Source organism: Pseudomonas sp. TE36184 (assembly GCF_054060055.1).
This window is the reverse complement of record NZ_JBSSCU010000001.1, coordinates 3,910,182-3,927,118: the sequence shown is the minus strand read 5'-3', so window position 1 is coordinate 3,927,118 and position 16,937 is coordinate 3,910,182. Positions and strand designations below refer to the sequence as shown.

14 protein-coding genes are annotated in these 16,937 nt (G+C 61.7%); 10 read left to right on the top strand and 4 right to left on the bottom strand.

Annotated features, from left to right (window positions below):
- The first annotated feature begins 55 nt into the window (after positions 1–55).
- Together ACVWZP_RS17695 and ACVWZP_RS17690 are read left to right on the top strand one after the other, a co-directional pair.
- The gene (locus tag ACVWZP_RS17695; RefSeq protein ID WP_457369976.1) at positions 56–2,542 is read left to right on the top strand and encodes a circularly permuted type 2 ATP-grasp protein; all 2,487 of its coding nucleotides are present in this window, start codon (positions 56–58) and stop codon (positions 2,540–2,542) included.
- Positions 2,542–3,432, top strand: coding sequence for a transglutaminase family protein (locus tag ACVWZP_RS17690; protein WP_046384888.1), 891 nt, complete (start codon positions 2,542–2,544; stop codon positions 3,430–3,432). The genes ACVWZP_RS17695 and ACVWZP_RS17690 overlap by 1 nt, the downstream gene beginning before the upstream one ends.
- A 102-nt stretch (positions 3,433–3,534) precedes the next feature.
- Here the strand turns inward: ACVWZP_RS17690 and ACVWZP_RS17685 are convergent, their stop codons facing one another.
- Positions 3,535–3,717 (bottom strand): hypothetical protein, encoded by a 183-nt coding sequence (locus ACVWZP_RS17685; RefSeq protein ID WP_017849733.1) that lies wholly within the window; start codon positions 3,715–3,717, stop codon positions 3,535–3,537.
- A gap of 333 nt (positions 3,718–4,050) precedes the next feature.
- On the opposite strand from ACVWZP_RS17685, the gene azu reads away from it, so the two are divergent.
- Positions 4,051–4,497: an azurin gene (azu, locus tag ACVWZP_RS17680; protein WP_046384887.1), complete on the top strand. Its 447-nt coding sequence runs from the start codon at positions 4,051–4,053 to the stop codon at positions 4,495–4,497.
- Positions 4,498–4,633: 136 nt separating this feature from the next.
- Here azu and nadE read toward each other — a convergent pair whose 3' ends face one another.
- The 3 genes from nadE to ACVWZP_RS17665 all read right to left on the bottom strand — a co-directional run bounded on the left by nadE (position 4,634) and on the right by ACVWZP_RS17665 (position 7,792).
- Complete coding sequence (gene nadE / locus ACVWZP_RS17675) at positions 4,634–5,461, bottom strand: ammonia-dependent NAD(+) synthetase (protein WP_017849731.1); 828 nt, start codon at positions 5,459–5,461, stop codon at positions 4,634–4,636.
- 3 nt (positions 5,462–5,464) lie between these two features.
- Positions 5,465–6,679 (bottom strand): nicotinate phosphoribosyltransferase, encoded by a 1,215-nt coding sequence (gene pncB, locus ACVWZP_RS17670; protein ID WP_017849730.1) that lies wholly within the window; start codon positions 6,677–6,679, stop codon positions 5,465–5,467.
- 222 nt (positions 6,680–6,901) lie between these two features.
- A complete protein-coding gene (locus tag ACVWZP_RS17665) occupies positions 6,902–7,792 on the bottom strand; it encodes a LysR family transcriptional regulator (protein ID WP_057003683.1) in 891 nt (296 codons plus the stop codon).
- A 153-nt stretch (positions 7,793–7,945) separates the two neighbouring features.
- Here ACVWZP_RS17665 and amaB point away from each other — a divergent pair, with 153 nt between their 5' ends.
- The 7 genes from amaB (at position 7,946) to ACVWZP_RS17630 (ending at position 16,396) form a co-directional block, all read left to right on the top strand.
- Positions 7,946–9,436 (top strand): L-piperidine-6-carboxylate dehydrogenase, encoded by a 1,491-nt coding sequence (gene amaB / locus ACVWZP_RS17660; RefSeq protein ID WP_017849728.1) that lies wholly within the window; start codon positions 7,946–7,948, stop codon positions 9,434–9,436.
- Positions 9,437–9,608: 172 nt separating this feature from the next.
- Positions 9,609–10,892 carry an L-pipecolate oxidase gene (amaA, locus tag ACVWZP_RS17655; protein WP_046384886.1) on the top strand — a complete coding sequence of 428 codons (1,284 nt, stop codon included), beginning with the start codon at positions 9,609–9,611 and terminating at the stop codon, positions 10,890–10,892.
- A gap of 386 nt (positions 10,893–11,278) precedes the next feature.
- Positions 11,279–12,415, top strand: a complete 1,137-nt coding sequence (locus ACVWZP_RS17650) for a branched-chain amino acid ABC transporter substrate-binding protein (RefSeq protein WP_301555729.1) — start codon at positions 11,279–11,281, stop codon at positions 12,413–12,415.
- 201 nt (positions 12,416–12,616) lie between these two features.
- On the top strand, positions 12,617–13,531 hold the full coding sequence (locus tag ACVWZP_RS17645) for an ABC transporter permease subunit (protein ID WP_003236186.1): 915 nt from the start codon (positions 12,617–12,619) through the stop codon (positions 13,529–13,531).
- A gap of 2 nt (positions 13,532–13,533) precedes the next feature.
- A complete protein-coding gene (gene livM / locus ACVWZP_RS17640; protein ID WP_017849725.1) occupies positions 13,534–14,811 on the top strand; it encodes a high-affinity branched-chain amino acid ABC transporter permease LivM in 1,278 nt (425 codons plus the stop codon).
- Entirely contained in the window at positions 14,808–15,683 is an 876-nt protein-coding gene (locus ACVWZP_RS17635; protein ID WP_102618784.1) for an ABC transporter ATP-binding protein, read from the top strand. The genes livM and ACVWZP_RS17635 overlap by 4 nt, the downstream gene beginning before the upstream one ends.
- Complete coding sequence (locus ACVWZP_RS17630; RefSeq protein WP_017849723.1) at positions 15,680–16,396, top strand: ABC transporter ATP-binding protein; 717 nt, start codon at positions 15,680–15,682, stop codon at positions 16,394–16,396. The genes ACVWZP_RS17635 and ACVWZP_RS17630 overlap by 4 nt, the downstream gene beginning before the upstream one ends.
- The last annotated feature ends 541 nt before the right edge of the window (positions 16,397–16,937 follow it).

Genomic DNA, 16,937 nt, shown 5'->3' with positions numbered 1-16,937 from the left:
GATTTGCAGTGTTTGTTAGGTTAATCTGAGCCCCCTTGCCCCTGCCGAGCGTTCCATGTCCGACTTGCTCGACCGTTACCCGCTGACCGCGGGCACTTATCACGAACTGCTGGACGACAGTGGCGCGGTACGTGCCCATTGGCGTCGCCTGCTCGACCATCTGCAACGCAGCACCCCCGCGCAACTGGCCCAGCGCCAGGCGTTGCTGACCCGGCAGATCCAGGAAAACGGCGTGACCTACAACGTCTACGCCGACCCCAAGGGCGCTGATCGCCCGTGGGAACTGGACCTGCTGCCCCATGTGCTGGCGGCCGATGAATGGCAGCACCTGTCGGCCGGTATCGCCCAGCGTGCGCGGCTGCTCAACGCGGTGCTGGCAGACCTCTACGGCCCGCAACGCCTGATCAAGGAAGGCCTGCTGCCGGCCGAACTGGTGTTCGGGCATAACAATTTTCTGTGGCCGTGCCAGGGCATCCAGCCGCCCGACGGTACGTTCTTGCACCTGTACGCCGTCGATCTGGCGCGCACCCCGGATGGCCGCTGGTGGGTCACTGCCGACCGCACCCAGGCCCCTTCAGGCGCCGGTTATGCGCTGGAAAACCGCACCATTGTGTCCCGCGCCTTTCCGGATCTGTACCGCGACCTGCAGGTGCAGCACCTCACCGGTTTCTTTCGCACCCTGCAGGAAACCCTGGCGCGCCAGGCGCCCAGCGATAGTCAGCCGCCGTTGATCGTGCTGCTCACGCCTGGGCGTTTCAACGAAAGCTATTTCGAACACCTGTACCTCGCCCGTCAGCTCGGCTACCCGCTGGTGGAAGGCGGCGACCTCACGGTGCGCGACAGCACGGTGTTCCTGAAAACCCTCAGTGGCCTGCGTCGGGTACACGCGATCATGCGCCGCCTCGACGACGACTTCTGCGACCCCCTCGAACTGCGCACCGACTCGGCCCTCGGCGTGCCCGGCCTGCTCGACGCCGCGCGCCAAGGCAACGTGCTGGTGGCCAATGCCCTGGGCAGCGGTGTGCTGGAATCCCCCGGCCTGCTGGGCTTTCTGCCGAAGATCAACGAATTTTTGTTTGGCGAAGAACTGCTCCTGCCGTCCATTGCGACGTGGTGGTGCGGCGAAGCGCCGGTGCTTGCCGAAGCCCTGGAGAAACTGCCCGAGCTGCTGATCAAGCCGGCATTTCCGTCACAGAGCTTCAACCCGGTCTTCGGCCGTGACTTGAACGACGCACAACGCGAGGCCCTGGCCGAGCGCATGCGCGCGCGGCCTTACGCGTATGTCGCCCAGGAGCTGGCGCAGCTGTCCCAGGCGCCGGTGTGGCACACCGTCGAAGACCACCTGCAACACCGCGCCATCGGCATGCGCGTCTACGCCGTGGCCAGCGCCGACGGTTACCGGGTATTGCCCGGCGGTCTGACCCGCGTGGCTGCCGAGGCCGATGCCGAGGTGGTGTCGATGCAACGCGGCGGCGCGAGCAAGGACACCTGGGTGCTCGGCGAACGCGCCGCCGGCGGCGAGCAGTGGCGCGCGCAGCGGCCGATCGGCGCCCATGACCTGGTGCGCCGCGACCCTTATCTGCCGTCGCGGGTGGTGGAAAACCTGTTTTGGTTTGGCCGTTATTGCGAACGCTGCGATGACAGCGCGCGCTGGCTGCGCATCGTGTTGGCGCGCTATGTCGACGGCGACGATCCGCTGGCGTTGCAGGCGGCGGTCGAACTGGGCGAAAACCTGCGCCTGTTGCCGGAGGAGGGCGAGTTGCCCGAACGCCTGCTCGCGGCCTTGCTTGGCGACGACTGGCCGTCGAGCCTGCGCGCCAACCTGCAGCGCTTGCAGTGGGCGGCGTCCCAGGTGCGCGGCAAGTTGTCCCGAGAGAACTGGCAGGCCCTGGTGGAGCTGCAACGCGAAGCGCTGGAACTGGAGAGCGAAAGCCCCGACTTTGGCGAGTTGCTGGACTTCCTCAACCGCCTGGTGATGTCCCTGGCGGCGCTGTCCGGGTTTGCCCTGGACGACATGACCCGCGACGAAGGCTGGCGCTTTCTGATGATGGGCCGGCGCATCGAGCGCCTGCAGTTTCTCAGCAGCAGCCTCGCGGCGTTCCTGCGCGGCGTGGCGGTGTTCGATCAGGCCGGGCTGGAATGGTTGCTGGAACTGGGCAACAGCAGCATCACCTACCGCTCGCGCTACCTGGCGGTGCCGCAACTGATTCCGGTGCTCGACCTGTTGCTGCTGGATGAGCAGAACCCCCACGCCGTGTTGTTCCAGTTGAAGCTGGTGAGCCGCACCTTGCGTCGTCTCAACGATGATTTCGCGGTGCCCCGGGAAACCGGCCTGGCGCCGTTGGTCGAGCGCCTTGCGCGGTTCGACCTGGGTTGCCTGGAGAACCCGCTGTTTGGCGAGGCCAGCGTGCGTGCCGCGCTGGACGGCCTGGCCGACCTGCTGCAAGCGGTCGCCGATGAGAGTGGGCAAGTGTCGGATCGCCTGGCCTTGCGCCATTTTGCCCATGTGGATGATGTCAGCCAACAAACGGTGTCGGTGTGATGAGTGCGCGCTATCAGATTTTTCACGATACCCATTACCACTACGACAGCCCGGTGTCCCTGGCCCAGCAGTTGGCGCATCTGTGGCCACGGCCATGTGCCTGGCAGCGCTGCACCTCGCAGCAACTGGATATCAGCCCGTTGCCGTCCTCGCGCCGCGATGAGCTGGACGTGTTCGGCAACCCGATCACCCGCCTGGCGTTCGAGCGGCCCCATGATGAATTGTTGGTGAATGCCGGGCTGACCGTGGAAGTGCTGGCGCGGCCGCTGCTGGATTTCCAACAGTCGCCGGCCTGGGACCAGACTCGCGACAGCCTGACCTACAGCAGCCAACCGCTGTCACCGGCGTTGATCGAAGCCTGTCGCTTTCGCTTCGAATCGCCCTACGTGCATCTGAAGAAAACCTTCGTCGAGTTCTCCGAAAGCTGTTTCCCGCCCGGGCGTCCGCTGTTGCTGGGCGCTCAGGCCCTGATGGAAAAAATCTTCGGCGAATTCACCTTCGATGCCGAAGCCACCCAGGTCGCCACGCCGCTGGTGGAGGTGCTGGAGCGCCGTCGCGGGGTGTGCCAGGACTTCGCTCACCTGATGCTCGCCTGCCTGCGCTCACGGGGCCTGGCGGCGCGCTATATCAGCGGCTACCTGCTGACCCAGCCGCCGCCCGGCCAGCCACGGCTGATCGGCGCCGATGCGTCCCATGCGTGGATTTCGGTGTACTGCCCGATGTCGGGCTGGGTGGATTTTGATCCGACCAACAATGTGCAGCCGGCACTGGAACACATCACCCTGGCCTGGGGCCGGGATTTCTCCGATGTTTCGCCGTTGCGTGGGGTGATTCTGGGGGGAGGCAGCCATGACCCGGAAGTGCGGGTGACGGTGATGCCGCTCTTGTAGGAGCGAGCTTGCTCGCGAAAAAACCGAGGGCGCCGCGTTGAACCAGGCACCCCGCGTTATCGTTAACGCACTTCGCGAGCACGCTCGCTCCTACAGTGATGCTTACTCGGCCGGGTCTTTCGGTGTCTCGGTGTCGTCGGTTGCCACTTCGCCTTCCGCATCCGGGTTCAGTGCGCCGGTCTCTTCGTCTGCAGCGGCTTTCTTGCGTTGCAGCTTTTCCTCTTTCTTCTGTTCCTTGGCCAAGTCTCTTTGACGTTTGGCGAAGGAGTAATTAGGTTTGGCCATGGGCGATCCTCTAGGGTCGAAGGTGAGGGTGGGCGGCGCGCAGCTGCCTTGGGTCGCTATGGTAGCAGCTTAGCGGCGCGCTTGGCCTTCACTTACCGCAGGCGTATGCGGCCAACAGACCGCTGAACAGATGATTGAGGTGCATGGTCCGGACTCCAGTGGGTGATGGACCGATCATAGGCGGGGCGTGGCACTTTGGCTGGTTGATTGTATCGATAAGTCTGATAGCCTAAAGTTGTATACAATTTGTTGATTCAGGTCATAAGACTTTCTGCCCGCCTCGGGCACCCTTGTCGCACTATGCGTTGTTTAAACCCTGCCTTGGAGAATCACATGTTTGCCAAACTCGTTGCTGTTTCCCTGCTGACTCTGGCAAGTGGCCAGTTGCTTGCTGCAGAGTGCAAGGTCACCGTCGACTCTACCGACCAGATGTCCTACAACACCAAGGAAATCGTGATCGACAAGAGCTGCAAGACGTTCACCGTCGAGTTGACTCACTCCGGCAGCTTGCCGAAAAACGTCATGGGCCATAACTGGGTGCTGACCAGCGCAGCCGACATGCAACCGGTCGCGACCGATGGCATGGCTGCCGGCCTCGACAAGAACTACCTGAAAGACGGCGACGAGCGCATCATCGCCCACACCAAAGTCATTGGCGCTGGCGAGAAAGACGCGGTGACCTTCGATGTGTCCAAGCTGAAAGCGGGCACTGACTATGCGTTCTTCTGCTCGTTCCCAGGCCACATCTCGATGATGAAAGGCACTGTGGTCGTCAAGTAAGACCGCATTATCGTTCATCGGGGGCAAGCCCCCTCCCACATTCGACCGCATTCTCATATGGGAACTCGGTCAACTGTGGGAGAGGGCTTGCCCCCGATGGCTACCTCACAATCAACACAACACTATCTGGTTCACCTCACGGCGCAAACGGCATGACCCGCTTGTGCTCGGTCTTGCGATACGTCTCGCAAATGATCCTGAACGCTTCTTCCCGCACCGGCTCGCCGTGCAGGAACGCATCGATCTCGGCATAGGTCACGCCATGTGACGCCTCGTCCGGCTTGCCCGGCGAGAGGTCTTCCAGGTCGGCGGTCGGGATTTTCTCCACCAGCGACTCCGGCGCACCGAAGTGCCGCGCAATCGATCGCACCTGGTTCTTCACCAGCCCGCTCAACGGTGCCAGATCGCAGGCGCCATCACCGAACTTGGTGAAAAAGCCCATCACCGCTTCCGCCGCATGGTCGGTGCCGATCACCAGGCCGCTGGCCGCGCCGGCGATGGTGTACTGCGCGACCATCCGCATGCGCGCCTTGGTGTTGCCCAGCACAAAATCGCGGGACACCGCCGCCTTGCCTTCAAATGCCGCCACTTCATTGGCCAGGGATTTCACCGCTGGGCCGATGTTCACGGTGTGGCGCTCATCCGGCTCGATAAAGTCCACCGCGGCCTGGGCGTCGATTTCATCGAACTGGGTTTCGTAGGGCAGGCGCACCGCGATAAAACGATAGGCCTCGTCGCCGGTGCTGGAGCGCAGCTCCTGCATGGCGCGTTGGGCGAGCAGGCCTGCGGTCAGGGAGTCGACGCCACCGCTGATGCCCAACACCAATGTCTTGAGCCCTGAATTGCGCAGGCAGTCCTGGATAAAGGTCACGCGCCGGGCGATTTCGGCCTCAAGGGCGGCCTGGTCTTTGAACGGCGCTTGAACCTTGAGCTGCTGCGCAATCTCACGCTGTACGGCTTGCATGATTCACTCCTTGCTGGAAAGGGCAGGTACTTTGAAAACGTGTCGCAAATAGGCGACGAAATTCGGGTCCGTGCAGTGGGTCTTGCCCGCTTCATCGGAGATCTTCGCGACGGGCTGGCCATTGCAGGCCGTCATTTTAAGCACAATGCTCATCGGTTCCACACCTGGAATATCGCAGGTCAGGTTGGTGCCGATGCCAAAGCTCACATTGATCCGACCACGCAGCGCCCGGAATATCTCCAGGGCCTTGGGCAGCGACAGGCTGTCGGAGAACACCAGGGTCTTGCTCATCGGCTCGATGCCCAGCTTGTGATAGTGGGCGATGGCTTTTTCCGCCCACAGCACCGGGTCACCGGAATCGTGGCGCAGGCCGTCGAACAGCTTGGCGAAGTACAAGTCGAAGTCGCTGAGGAAGGCGTCGGTGGTGATGCAATCGGTCAGGGCGATACCCAGCAGGCCGCGGTATTCGCGGACCCAGCAGTCGAGGGCGGCGATCTGGCTGTCGATCAGGCGCGGGCCGAGTTGCTGGTGGGCCATGATCCATTCATGGGCCATGGTGCCCAGCGGTTTCATATCGAACTCGCGAGCCAGGTGGACGTTGCTGGTGCCGACAAACCGGCCGGGGAAGTCGTGCTTGAGCACGCTCACCACTTCTTCCTGCACGCGGTAGGAGAAGCGTCGGCGAGTGCCGAAGTCCGCCACCTGCAGCTCGGCGAGCTCGTCGCTGCTGGCGTTTGCGATCAGCCAGTCGAACTTGCGGTACAACTGCTCGCGGGCCTGTTCGAGGACCACGGTCTGGTAGCGGTAGCGGTTGCGCACTTCGCTGATGATGGCGAGCATCGGCACTTCAAACAGGATCACATGCAGCCACGGCCCGCGCAGGCGGATAAACAGCTCGCCGTTTTCGATGCCGGTGTGGACATAGCGCAGGTTGAAGCGGAACAAGCCGAGAAAGCGCAAAAAATCCGGCTTCATGAAGCTGATGCGCTCCAGGAAACTCAGTTGGTCCGCGCTCAGGCTCAACTCGGCGAGGCGCTCGAACTGGTAACGGATCTCCGCCAGGTATGGGCGCAGGTCTTCACTGTTGCGGCAACGAAACTCCCATTCAACTTCCACATTGGGGTAGTTGTGCAGCACCGCCTGCATCATGGTCAGCTTGTAGAAGTCGGTGTCGAGCAGGTTCTGCACGATGCGATCGGCAAACACACTCTCGCTCATAACGGGAATCTCCAGACAGGACGGCGATGGGCGCCGGCCTTTACGCACAAGAAAGGAAGGGGGCTAGTGGCGCATAGACCTGTGGGGTTTTGCCAGTGATTTTTTCAGTGAGGCCACTGGCCCTATCGGGGGCAAGTCGAATCGTCGCACCGCCCCTCCCACAGGTTGGAATGCATTTCAAATGTGGGAGGGGGCTTGCCCCCGATAGCGGTATTCCAGGCACTAAATAACCTGCTCCATCATCCACTTCACAAACTCCCGCACCTTGGGCACCTCCGCCGAATGCTCGGGGTACGCCAGGTAATACGCATCCTGGCTCGGCATTGCATGCTGCCAAGGGATCACCAGCTTGCCGTCGGCCAGTTCCTCCTCCACCAGGAAGCGCGGTAGCAACGCCACGCCACAGCCCACCTGCGCCGCCCGAATGCACATATAGAACGTGTCGAAACGTGGCCCGTGATAGCTGTGCTCGGTGTGAAACCCCTGGTCGGCGAACCAGTCATGCCAGCCCTGGGGGCGCGAGGCGTTTTGCAGCAGGACCAGGTTGCTCAGTTGCGTGGGGTCGGTGAACGGCTGCGCGGGCAGGCTTTCCGGGGCGCACACCGGGATCAGTTCTTCACTGAACAGTTTCAGGCTCTCGGTGCCGGGGCGTGAGCCTTGGCCGAAGTAGAACGCCATGTCGGCCTTGCCTTGCAGCAGCTCGTCCGGTTCCTGTTCGTTGCACAGGTCCAGGTGGATTTGCGGATGACGCAAGCGCCAGCCCTTGAGGCGCGGCACCAGCCAGCGCGCGCCGAAGGTGTAGGGCGTAGACACGCGTAATACTTCGGTCTCGCCACCGTAGGAGCGCAGGTAATGGGTGGACATCTCCACCTGGGTGAGGATTTTGCGCACTTCCACCAAATACAAATCGCCCGCCGGGGTCATCTGCAAGCGTCGGCGTACCCGGCGAAACAGCAGGTGCTGCAGCAGTTCTTCCAGTTGCGCCACCTGTTTGCTCACCGCGCTTTGCGTGAGGTTCAGCTCCTCGGCGGCGCGGGTGAAGCTCAGGTGGCGGGTGGCGGCTTCGAAACACTGCAGGGCAGTGATCGAGGGCAAATGTCTTTTGTTCAGCACGGCATGCCTCTTTTTATGCTTTGCATGAATAAACGGAATGATATCTCGCCTAATCGTCGTTTGTTGGCAAGTCTTGGGCCAGCTACAAATAAGCCCTGGATCGCCGTGCGGGCCGCGGCGCAATTTTTTCTGTATAGATTGAAGGAGTGACCCATGGTTGCTGCATTGCTTGATCGTCTCGGGGTAAACCCGGCGCTGTACCAAGCGGGGAAACAACCCGTGCATTCGCCGATCGATGGCAGCCGTATCGGCAGTGTGAACTGGGAAGGCGCCGCCGAGGTGGAGCAACAGGTCAGTCGCGCCGAGCATGCATTCGAGGCCTGGCGCAAGGTGCCGGCACCGCGTCGCGGCGAGTTGGTGCGCCAGTTCGGCGACGTGTTGCGCGAGTACAAGGCCGACCTGGGCGAGCTGGTCTCCTGGGAAGCCGGCAAGATCACTCAGGAAGGCCTGGGTGAAGTGCAGGAAATGATCGACATCTGCGACTTCGCCGTCGGCCTGTCGCGCCAGTTGTATGGCTTGACCATCGCCTCCGAGCGCCCGGGCCACCACATGCGTGAAACCTGGCACCCGCTGGGCGTGGTCGGTGTGATCAGCGCGTTCAACTTTCCGGTGGCCGTGTGGGCGTGGAACACCACCCTGGCCCTGGTGTGCGGCAACGCCGTGATCTGGAAGCCGTCGGAAAAGACCCCGCTCACCGCCCTGGCCTGCCAGGCGCTGTTCGAGCGCGTGCTGAAAAAATTCAACGATGCGCCGCAATACCTGAGCCAGGTGATCATCGGTGGCCGCGATGCCGGTGCCGCGTTGGTGGATGACCCGCGTGTCGCACTGATCAGCGCCACCGGCAGTACGCGCATGGGCCGTGAAGTGGCGCCGAAAGTCGCCGCGCGCTTTGCCCGCAGCATCCTCGAGCTGGGCGGCAACAACGCGATGATCCTCGGCCCAAGCGCCGACCTGGACATGGCGGTGCGCGCCATCCTGTTCAGCGCCGTCGGCACCGCCGGGCAGCGTTGCACCACGCTGCGCCGGTTGATTGCCCATGAGTCGGTCAAGGAAGAAATCGTCACGCGCCTCAAGGCCGCCTATTCCAAGGTACGCATCGGCCACCCGCTGGAAGGCAACCTGATCGGCCCGCTGATCGACAAGCACGGCTTCGACGCGATGCAGGATGCGCTGGAGCAGGCCCTGAGCGAAGGCGGCAAGGTGTTCGGCGGCAAGCGTCAGCTGGAAGACAAATTCCCGAATGCCTACTACGTGTCGCCGGCGATTGTGGAAATGCCGGAGCAAAGCGACGTGGTCTGCACTGAGACCTTCGCGCCGATCCTGTACGTGGTCGGCTACAGCGACTTCGCCGAAGCCCTGCGCCTGAACAACGCCGTGCCGCAAGGCCTGTCGTCATGCATCTTCACCACCGATGTGCGCGAAGCCGAGCAGTTCATGTCGGCGGTCGGCAGCGACTGCGGCATTGCCAACGTCAACATCGGCCCGAGCGGCGCGGAAATCGGCGGCGCGTTTGGCGGTGAGAAAGAGACGGGCGGCGGGCGTGAGTCGGGCTCGGATGCGTGGCGCGGGTACATGCGTCGCCAGACCAATACCGTGAACTACTCGCTGGAACTGCCGCTGGCCCAGGGCATTACCTTCGACTGATTACCTTAAGTCGAAGTGCGGTCAAAATGTGGGAGGGGGCTTGCCCCCGATGGCGGTGTGTCAGTCAACAGATGTCCAGCTGATCCACTGCCATCGGGAGCAAGCCCCCTCCCACAGTTGAGCTATATGCAGTTCGGAATAGATGTTTGTTAGGTCTCATCGGAGTCTGGCAATGGCACTACGCGAAACATGTTTGTGGGAACAACTCACCCCTGGCCGGCCGGATCGCGCTGCGCTCAAGGGCGAAGTGAAGGTGGATGTGTGCGTGATCGGCGCCGGGATTACCGGTTTGTCGGCGGCCATTCACTTGCTGGAACAAGGCAAGACTGTCGCCGTGCTGGAAGCCCATCGCACCGGCCATGGCGGCTCGGGACGCAATGTCGGGCTGGTCAACGCCGGCTTGTGGATTCCGCCGGACGAGATCGAAGCCGGTTTCGGCGAGGCGGTGGGCAGCCAGCTCAACCGCATGCTGGGCGCGGCGCCGTCGCTGGTGTTCAGCCTGGTCGACAAATACAACATCGATTGCCAATTGCGCCGCGAGGGCACTTTGCACATGGCGCACAACGCCCGGGGCGAGGCGGATTTGCGCAGTCGTGAAGAACAATGGAAGCGCCGCGGCGCGCCGGTCGAACTGCTCACCGGTTCGGCCTGCGAGCAAGCCACCGGCACTCAAAAGATCTCCGCCGCACTGCTGGATAGACGTGCCGGCACCTTGAACCCGATGGCCTACACCAGCGGCCTGGCCAATGCGGCCGTGGGGTTGGGCGGGCAGCTTTTCGACCATTCCCCTGTTGCGCGCCTGGAACGCCAAGGTGCGGAGTGGTCGGTGCAGACCGCGAACGGTGCGGTGCAGGCTGCACAAGTGGTGATCGCCTCGAATGCCTACACCGAAGGCGAATGGACCGAACTGCGGCGCAATTTCTTCCCTGGCTATTACTACCAGGTCGCCTCCGCACCGCTGACCGACGACGCGGCCCAGCGAATCCTTCCCGGTGGCCAGGGTTCGTGGGACACGCGCCAGGTGCTCAGCAGCATCCGCCGCGACGCCGATGGCCGTCTGTTGCTCGGCAGCCTGGGCAACGGCAACCAGAAACCGACGTGGTTTCTCAAGGCGTGGGCCGATCGGGTGCAGCAGCACTACTTCCCATACCTCAAATCGGTGCAGTGGGAATGCACCTGGACCGGCTGCATCGCGTTCACCCCGGACCACTTGATGCGCTTGTTCGAACCCGCGCCCGGCCTGGTGGCCGTGACCGGCTACAACGGCCGCGGCGTGACCACCGGCAGCGTGGTCGGCAAGGCCTTTGCCGACTACTTGTGTCACCAGAATCCCCAGGCCCTGCCGATTCCGTTCGCGCCGATGCAACCGCTGGCCGGGGTGGGCCTGCGCAGTTGCCTGTATGAAGCCGGATTCTCGCTGTATCACGCCGGCCAATGCTTGCGGATCGTGATCTGATCAGCGAAATAGCCTTCAGAAGCCGGCACGTTCTTCGCCGACGACTAATCTGTATTGGTGCAAGTTGTAGCAATCACGCACTGTAAATGTGCAGTTCCGTTACGTGCATTGTTACAGCTGTAGGAAGTGTCGTTTGGCGGTCTGGTTGCAGGTGCGACCCATGAAGGTTGTACTTTTTTGATCCATGGGTTGCACCTATTGACGTTAGAGGGTTGCACGTCCCGACGAACGGAGCCGAAACACCTGCAATAACAATGACACCGTGTCTTTTTGAAGAATAAAAACGTAATGGCACGCGGCTTGCTCTGGGCTTTCAGTGAAAGTTTTGGTTGAAGGTTTGCAGTGAATACTTAGTGCCAATAAACAAAAACCTCGGAGCACCACTCATGTCCCAGACGTTTTACAAGAAAGGTTTTCTGGCCCTCGCCGTTGCAGCGGCGCTGGGTGTTTCTACGTTTGTTCAAGCTGATGTGAAGATTGGCGTAGCGGGGCCGATGACGGGCGCCAACGCCGCTTTCGGTGAGCAGTACATGAAGGGCGCCCAGGCGGCAGCCGATGTCATCAACAAGGCTGGCGGCATCAACGGTGAGCAGATCAAGCTGGTCGCCGGCGACGATGCCTGTGAACCCAAGCAGGCCGTGGCCGTGGCCAACCGCCTGGCCGACCAGGACAAAGTGATCGGCGTGGTCGGGCACTTCTGCTCGTCCAACACCATCCCGGCGTCCGAGGTCTACGACGAAGCCGGCATCATCGCCATCACCCCAGGCTCGACCAACCCGCAGGTCACCGAACGCGGCCTGGGCGCCATGTTCCGTATGTGCGGGCGTGACGACCAGCAAGGCATCGTGGCCGGCGACTACATCGTCGACGTGCTCAAGGGCAAGAAAGTCGCGGTCATCAACGACAAGGACACCTACGGCAAAGGCCTGGCCGACGCCACCGCTGCCCAGTTGACCAAGCGCGGCGTGAAACCGGTGCTGGAAGAAGGCCTGACCCGTGGCGAGAAAGATTTCAGCGCCCTGGTCACCAAAATCCGCTCCCTGGGCGCCGACGTCGTGTACTTCGGCGGCCTGCACCCGGAAGCCGGTCCGCTGGTTCGCCAGATTCGTGAAGCAGGCCTCAAGGACGTGAAATTCATGTCCGACGACGGCATCGTGACCGACGAACTGGTCGCGACCGCTGGCGGTGCGCAGTACGTGGACGGCGTGTACATGACCTTCGGCGCTGACCCGCGCCTGCTGCCGGACAGCAAGGCAGTGGTTGAAGAGTTCCGTAAAAACGGCACCGAGCCAGAAGGCTACACCCTGTATGCCTACGCGTCGGTCCAGGCGCTGGCTGCCGGCTTCAACGGTGCCAAGTCCAACAAGGGTGAAGACGCCGCCAAGTGGCTCAAGGCTCACCCGGTAAAAACCGTGATGGGTGAAAAAGCCTGGGATGGCAAGGGCGACCTGAAAGTCTCCGACTACGTGGTTTACCAGTGGGACAAAGACGGCAAATACCACCAGCTGGAAAAGCAGAAGTAAGGCTGAGTACCACAGACCTAATGTGGGAGGGGGCTTGCCCCCGATGACGGTGTATCAGCCACCCGATGTATAGCTGACCCTCCGCAATCGGGGCCAAGCCCCCTCCCACAGGGGGACTGGGTTGTGATTGAGATCTGTCTTTTCCTCCAGAAGCGCCGCACACCTACCGGTGTGCAGGTGCTCACCGCGTGAGATTGCGTTATGGATGGTATTTTCCTGCAGCAACTGGTCAACGGCCTGACCCTCGGGTCGGTCTATGGCCTGATCGCCATCGGCTACACAATGGTCTATGGCATCATTGGCATGATCAACTTCGCCCATGGCGAGGTTTATATGATTTCCGCTTACCTCGCGGCGATCAGTCTGGCACTGCTGGCTTATTTCGGCATCGAATCCTTCCCGCTGCTCATTCTCGGCACCCTGATCTTCACCGTGGTCGTCACCGGCGTTTACGGTTGGGTCATCGAACGGGTCGCCTACAAACCGCTGCGCAACTCCACCCGACTGGCACCGCTGATCAGCGCCATCGGTATCTCCCTGATCCTGCAGAACTACGCACAGATCGCCCAGGGCGCCAAGCAACAAGGCATTCCGACCCTGCTGGCCGGCGCCTGGCGCGTCGATATCGGCAGCGGTTTCGTCCAGTTGACGTACACCAAGGTCTTCATCCTGGTCGCTGCCTTCGCCGGCATGGCCTTGCTGACCTACATCATCAAGTACACCAAGCTCGGCCGCATGTGCCGCGCTACCCAGCAAGACCGCAAGATGGCCTCGATCCTCGGCATCAACACCGACCGCGTGATTTCCTACGTGTTTGTCATCGGTGCCGCCATGGCGGCCCTGGCCGGCGTGTTGATCACCCTCAACTACGGCACGTTCGACTTCTACGCCGGCTTCATCATCGGCATCAAGGCCTTCACCGCGGCGGTACTCGGCGGCATCGGTTCCCTGCCTGGGGCGATGCTGGGCGGGATCATCCTCGGTATTTCGGAGTCGCTGTTCTCGGGGTTGATCAACTCTGACTACAAAGACGTGTTCAGTTTCTCCCTGTTGGTGGTGATTCTGATTTTCCGTCCCCAGGGCCTGCTTGGTCGCCCACTCGTGGCTAAGGTATAAACATGTCTGCTGCCAAATCGATTGATATCAAAAAAAGTGTGGTCGATACGATCCTCGCCGGGCTGATTGCGTTGATCGTGTTCGGTCCGATCGTCGGCGTGGTGCTCGACGGCTACAGCTTCAACCTGCAACCTGCGCGCGTGGCGATCCTGGTCGCCATCGTGATGGCCGGCCGCTTTGCCCTCAGCCTGTTCCTGCAAACGCCCAAGGGCGTGAAGATTCTGCAGGGCTTCGAGAGCAGCGGTTCGGGCGTCCATGTGCTGGCGCCGGACTACAAGTCGCGGCTGCGCTGGATCATCCCGGCGCTGATCGTGATCGCCATCGTGTTCCCGATCTTCGCCAACAAGTACTTGCTCACCGTGGTGATCCTCGGGCTGATCTACGTACTGCTCGGCCTGGGCCTGAACATCGTGGTCGGCCTGGCCGGCTTGCTCGACCTGGGTTACGTGGCGTTCTACGCCATCGGTGCCTACGGCCTCGCGCTGGGGTATCAATACCTCGGCCTGGGTTTCTGGACGGTGCTGCCGCTGGCGGCCATCGCGGCGGCGCTGGCGGGGTGCATACTCGGCTTCCCGGTGTTGCGCATGCACGGCGACTACCTGGCGATCGTGACCCTGGGGTTTGGTGAAATCATCCGCCTGGTGCTGAACAACTGGCTGTCGTTCACCGGCGGGCCAAACGGCATGCCGGTGCCTTCGCCGACCTTCCTCGGCCTGGAATTCGGGCGCAAAGCGAAGGACGGCGGGATTCCGTTCCATGAGTTCTTCGGCCTCGATTACAACCCCAACATCAAGTTCATGTTCATCTACATCGTACTGTTCCTGGTGGTGCTGGCCGTGCTGTACATCAAGCATCGCCTGACCCGCATGCCGGTCGGCCGCGCCTGGGAAGCCTTGCGCGAAGATGAAATCGCCTGTCGCTCCATGGGCCTGAACCACGTGCTGGTCAAGCTCTCAGCGTTCACCATCGGCGCCTCCACAGCTGGTTTGGCCGGGGTGTTCTTTGCCAGTTACCAAGGCTTCGTCAACCCGTCGTCGTTCACCTTCTTCGAATCGGCGCTGATCCTGGCCATCGTGGTGTTGGGCGGCATGGGCTCGACGGTAGGCGTGGTGATCGCGGCGTTCGTGTTGACCGTCGCGCCGGAACTGCTGCGCAGCTTCTCTGAGTACCGCGTGCTGCTGTTTGGCGTGTTGATGGTGGTGATGATGATCTGGCGGCCACGCGGCCTGATCCGGATCAGCCGTACCGGTGTGACCCCACGTAAAGGAGTGGCGCCATGAGCAAGGAAGTCATCCTGTCCGTGGAACATCTGATGATGCACTTCGGTGGCATCAAGGCCTTGAGCGACGTGAGCCTCAAGGTCGAACGCAACTCGATCTTCGCCCTGATCGGCCCCAACGGCGCCGGCAAGACCACGGTGTTCAACTGCCTCACCGGCTTCTACAAAGCCAGTGGCGGCAAGATCGAACTCAACGTGCGCGGCAAGCAGACCAACGTGATCCAACTGCTCGGCGAGCGCTTCGAGGCCATCGACTTCGTGTCGCCGAAAAGCTTCTTCAGCCGCGTGTACTACAAGATGTTCGGTGGCACCCACCTGGTGAACCGCGCCGGCCTGGCGCGGACCTTCCAGAACATTCGCCTGTTCAAGGAAATGTCGGTGCTGGAAAACCTGCTGGTCGCCCAGCACATGTGGGTCAACCGCAACCTGCTCGCGGGCATCCTCAACACCAAGGGCTACCGCAAGGCTGAAAGCGACGCCCTCGACCACGCCTTCTACTGGCTGGAAGTGGTCGACCTGGTGGACTGCGCCAACCGCCTGGCCGGCGAGCTTTCCTACGGCCAGCAGCGCCGCCTGGAAATCGCCCGCGCCATGTGTACCCGGCCGCAGATCATCTGTCTCGACGAACCGGCAGCGGGCCTCAACCCCCAGGAAACCGAAGCCCTCAGCGCGATGATTCGCCTGCTGCGCGACGAACACGACCTCACAGTGGTGCTGATCGAACACGACATGGGCATGGTGATGAGTATTTCCGACCACATCGTGGTGCTGGACCACGGCAACGTGATCGCCGAGGGCGGGCCGGATGCGATCCGCAACGACCCGAAAGTGATCGCGGCCTACCTGGGCGCGGATGAAGAGGAGCTTGTATGAACGGGCCTATCCTCGAAATGAAGGACCTGGACGTGTTCTACGGCCCGATCCAGGCGCTGAAGAAAGTCTCGCTGCACATCAACGAAGGCGAAACGGTCAGCCTGATCGGCTCCAACGGCGCGGGGAAATCCACGCTGCTGATGTCGATCTTCGGCCAGCCACGGGCGGAGTCGGGGCAGATCCTCTACAACGGCGTCGACATCACCCACAAGTCGTCCCACTACATCGCGTCCAACGGCATTGCGCAGTCGCCGGAAGGGCGGCGGGTGTTCCCCGACATGACCGTCGAGGAAAACCTGCTGATGGGCACCATCCCCATCGGTGACAAGTTCGCTCAGGAAGATATGCAGCGCATGTTCGAGCTGTTCCCACGGCTCAAAGAGCGGCGTAACCAACGGGCGATGACCATGTCCGGTGGCGAGCAGCAAATGCTCGCCATCGCCCGCGCACTGATGAGCCGGCCCAAGTTGTTGCTGCTCGACGAACCGAGCCTGGGCCTGGCGCCGATTGTGGTGAAGCAGATCTTTTCCACCCTGCGCGAACTGGCGGCCACCGGGATGACCATCTTCCTGGTGGAGCAGAACGCCAACCATGCGCTGCGTCTGTCAGACCGGGCGTATGTGATGGTCAACGGCGAGATTCGCCTGACAGGCACCGGCAAGGAGCTGCTGGTGAACGAGGAAGTGCGCAACGCCTACCTCGGCGGCCACTGACCTAGACAACGACGCATAAACCTTGTGGGAGGGGGCTTGCCCCCGATGGCGGTGTATCAGTCAGAACACCTGATACTGACCCACCGCCATCGGGGGCAAGCCCCCTCCCACATTTGTTTTTGTGGTGTTCACAAGTGCGATCCCAAATTGTGGAAAACAAATCCGGCCACCTTCCAAAGCGCGACAGATAGCCGCCGCAAATCGCTGTTTTGTCACAGTTTTGACTTGTCCCCATCCGCTGTGGAACCGGCTGTGGGTAACGTGGGAGTAGCTGGCTGAAAGCCTTTGATTACGTGGCCTGCAGCGTGATGGTTGTTTTTTGATCAGTGGCTTTTTTGCGACCTGCCGAGGGGTTTGTCAACCTGTTTAAAGACACAGGTATATGACCGGATTATGTCTGTCCAGCCTGTGGATAAGTCTGTGGTTAAACTCTGGAAAGACGCCCGCAGAGGCCGGAATGACTGGCCTGGAGCCATCGTTCGGTTTTTCCTCTCGTGCATGGGCCTACATACCGCCTCGTCCAGGTCAAGCAAAAAACTTT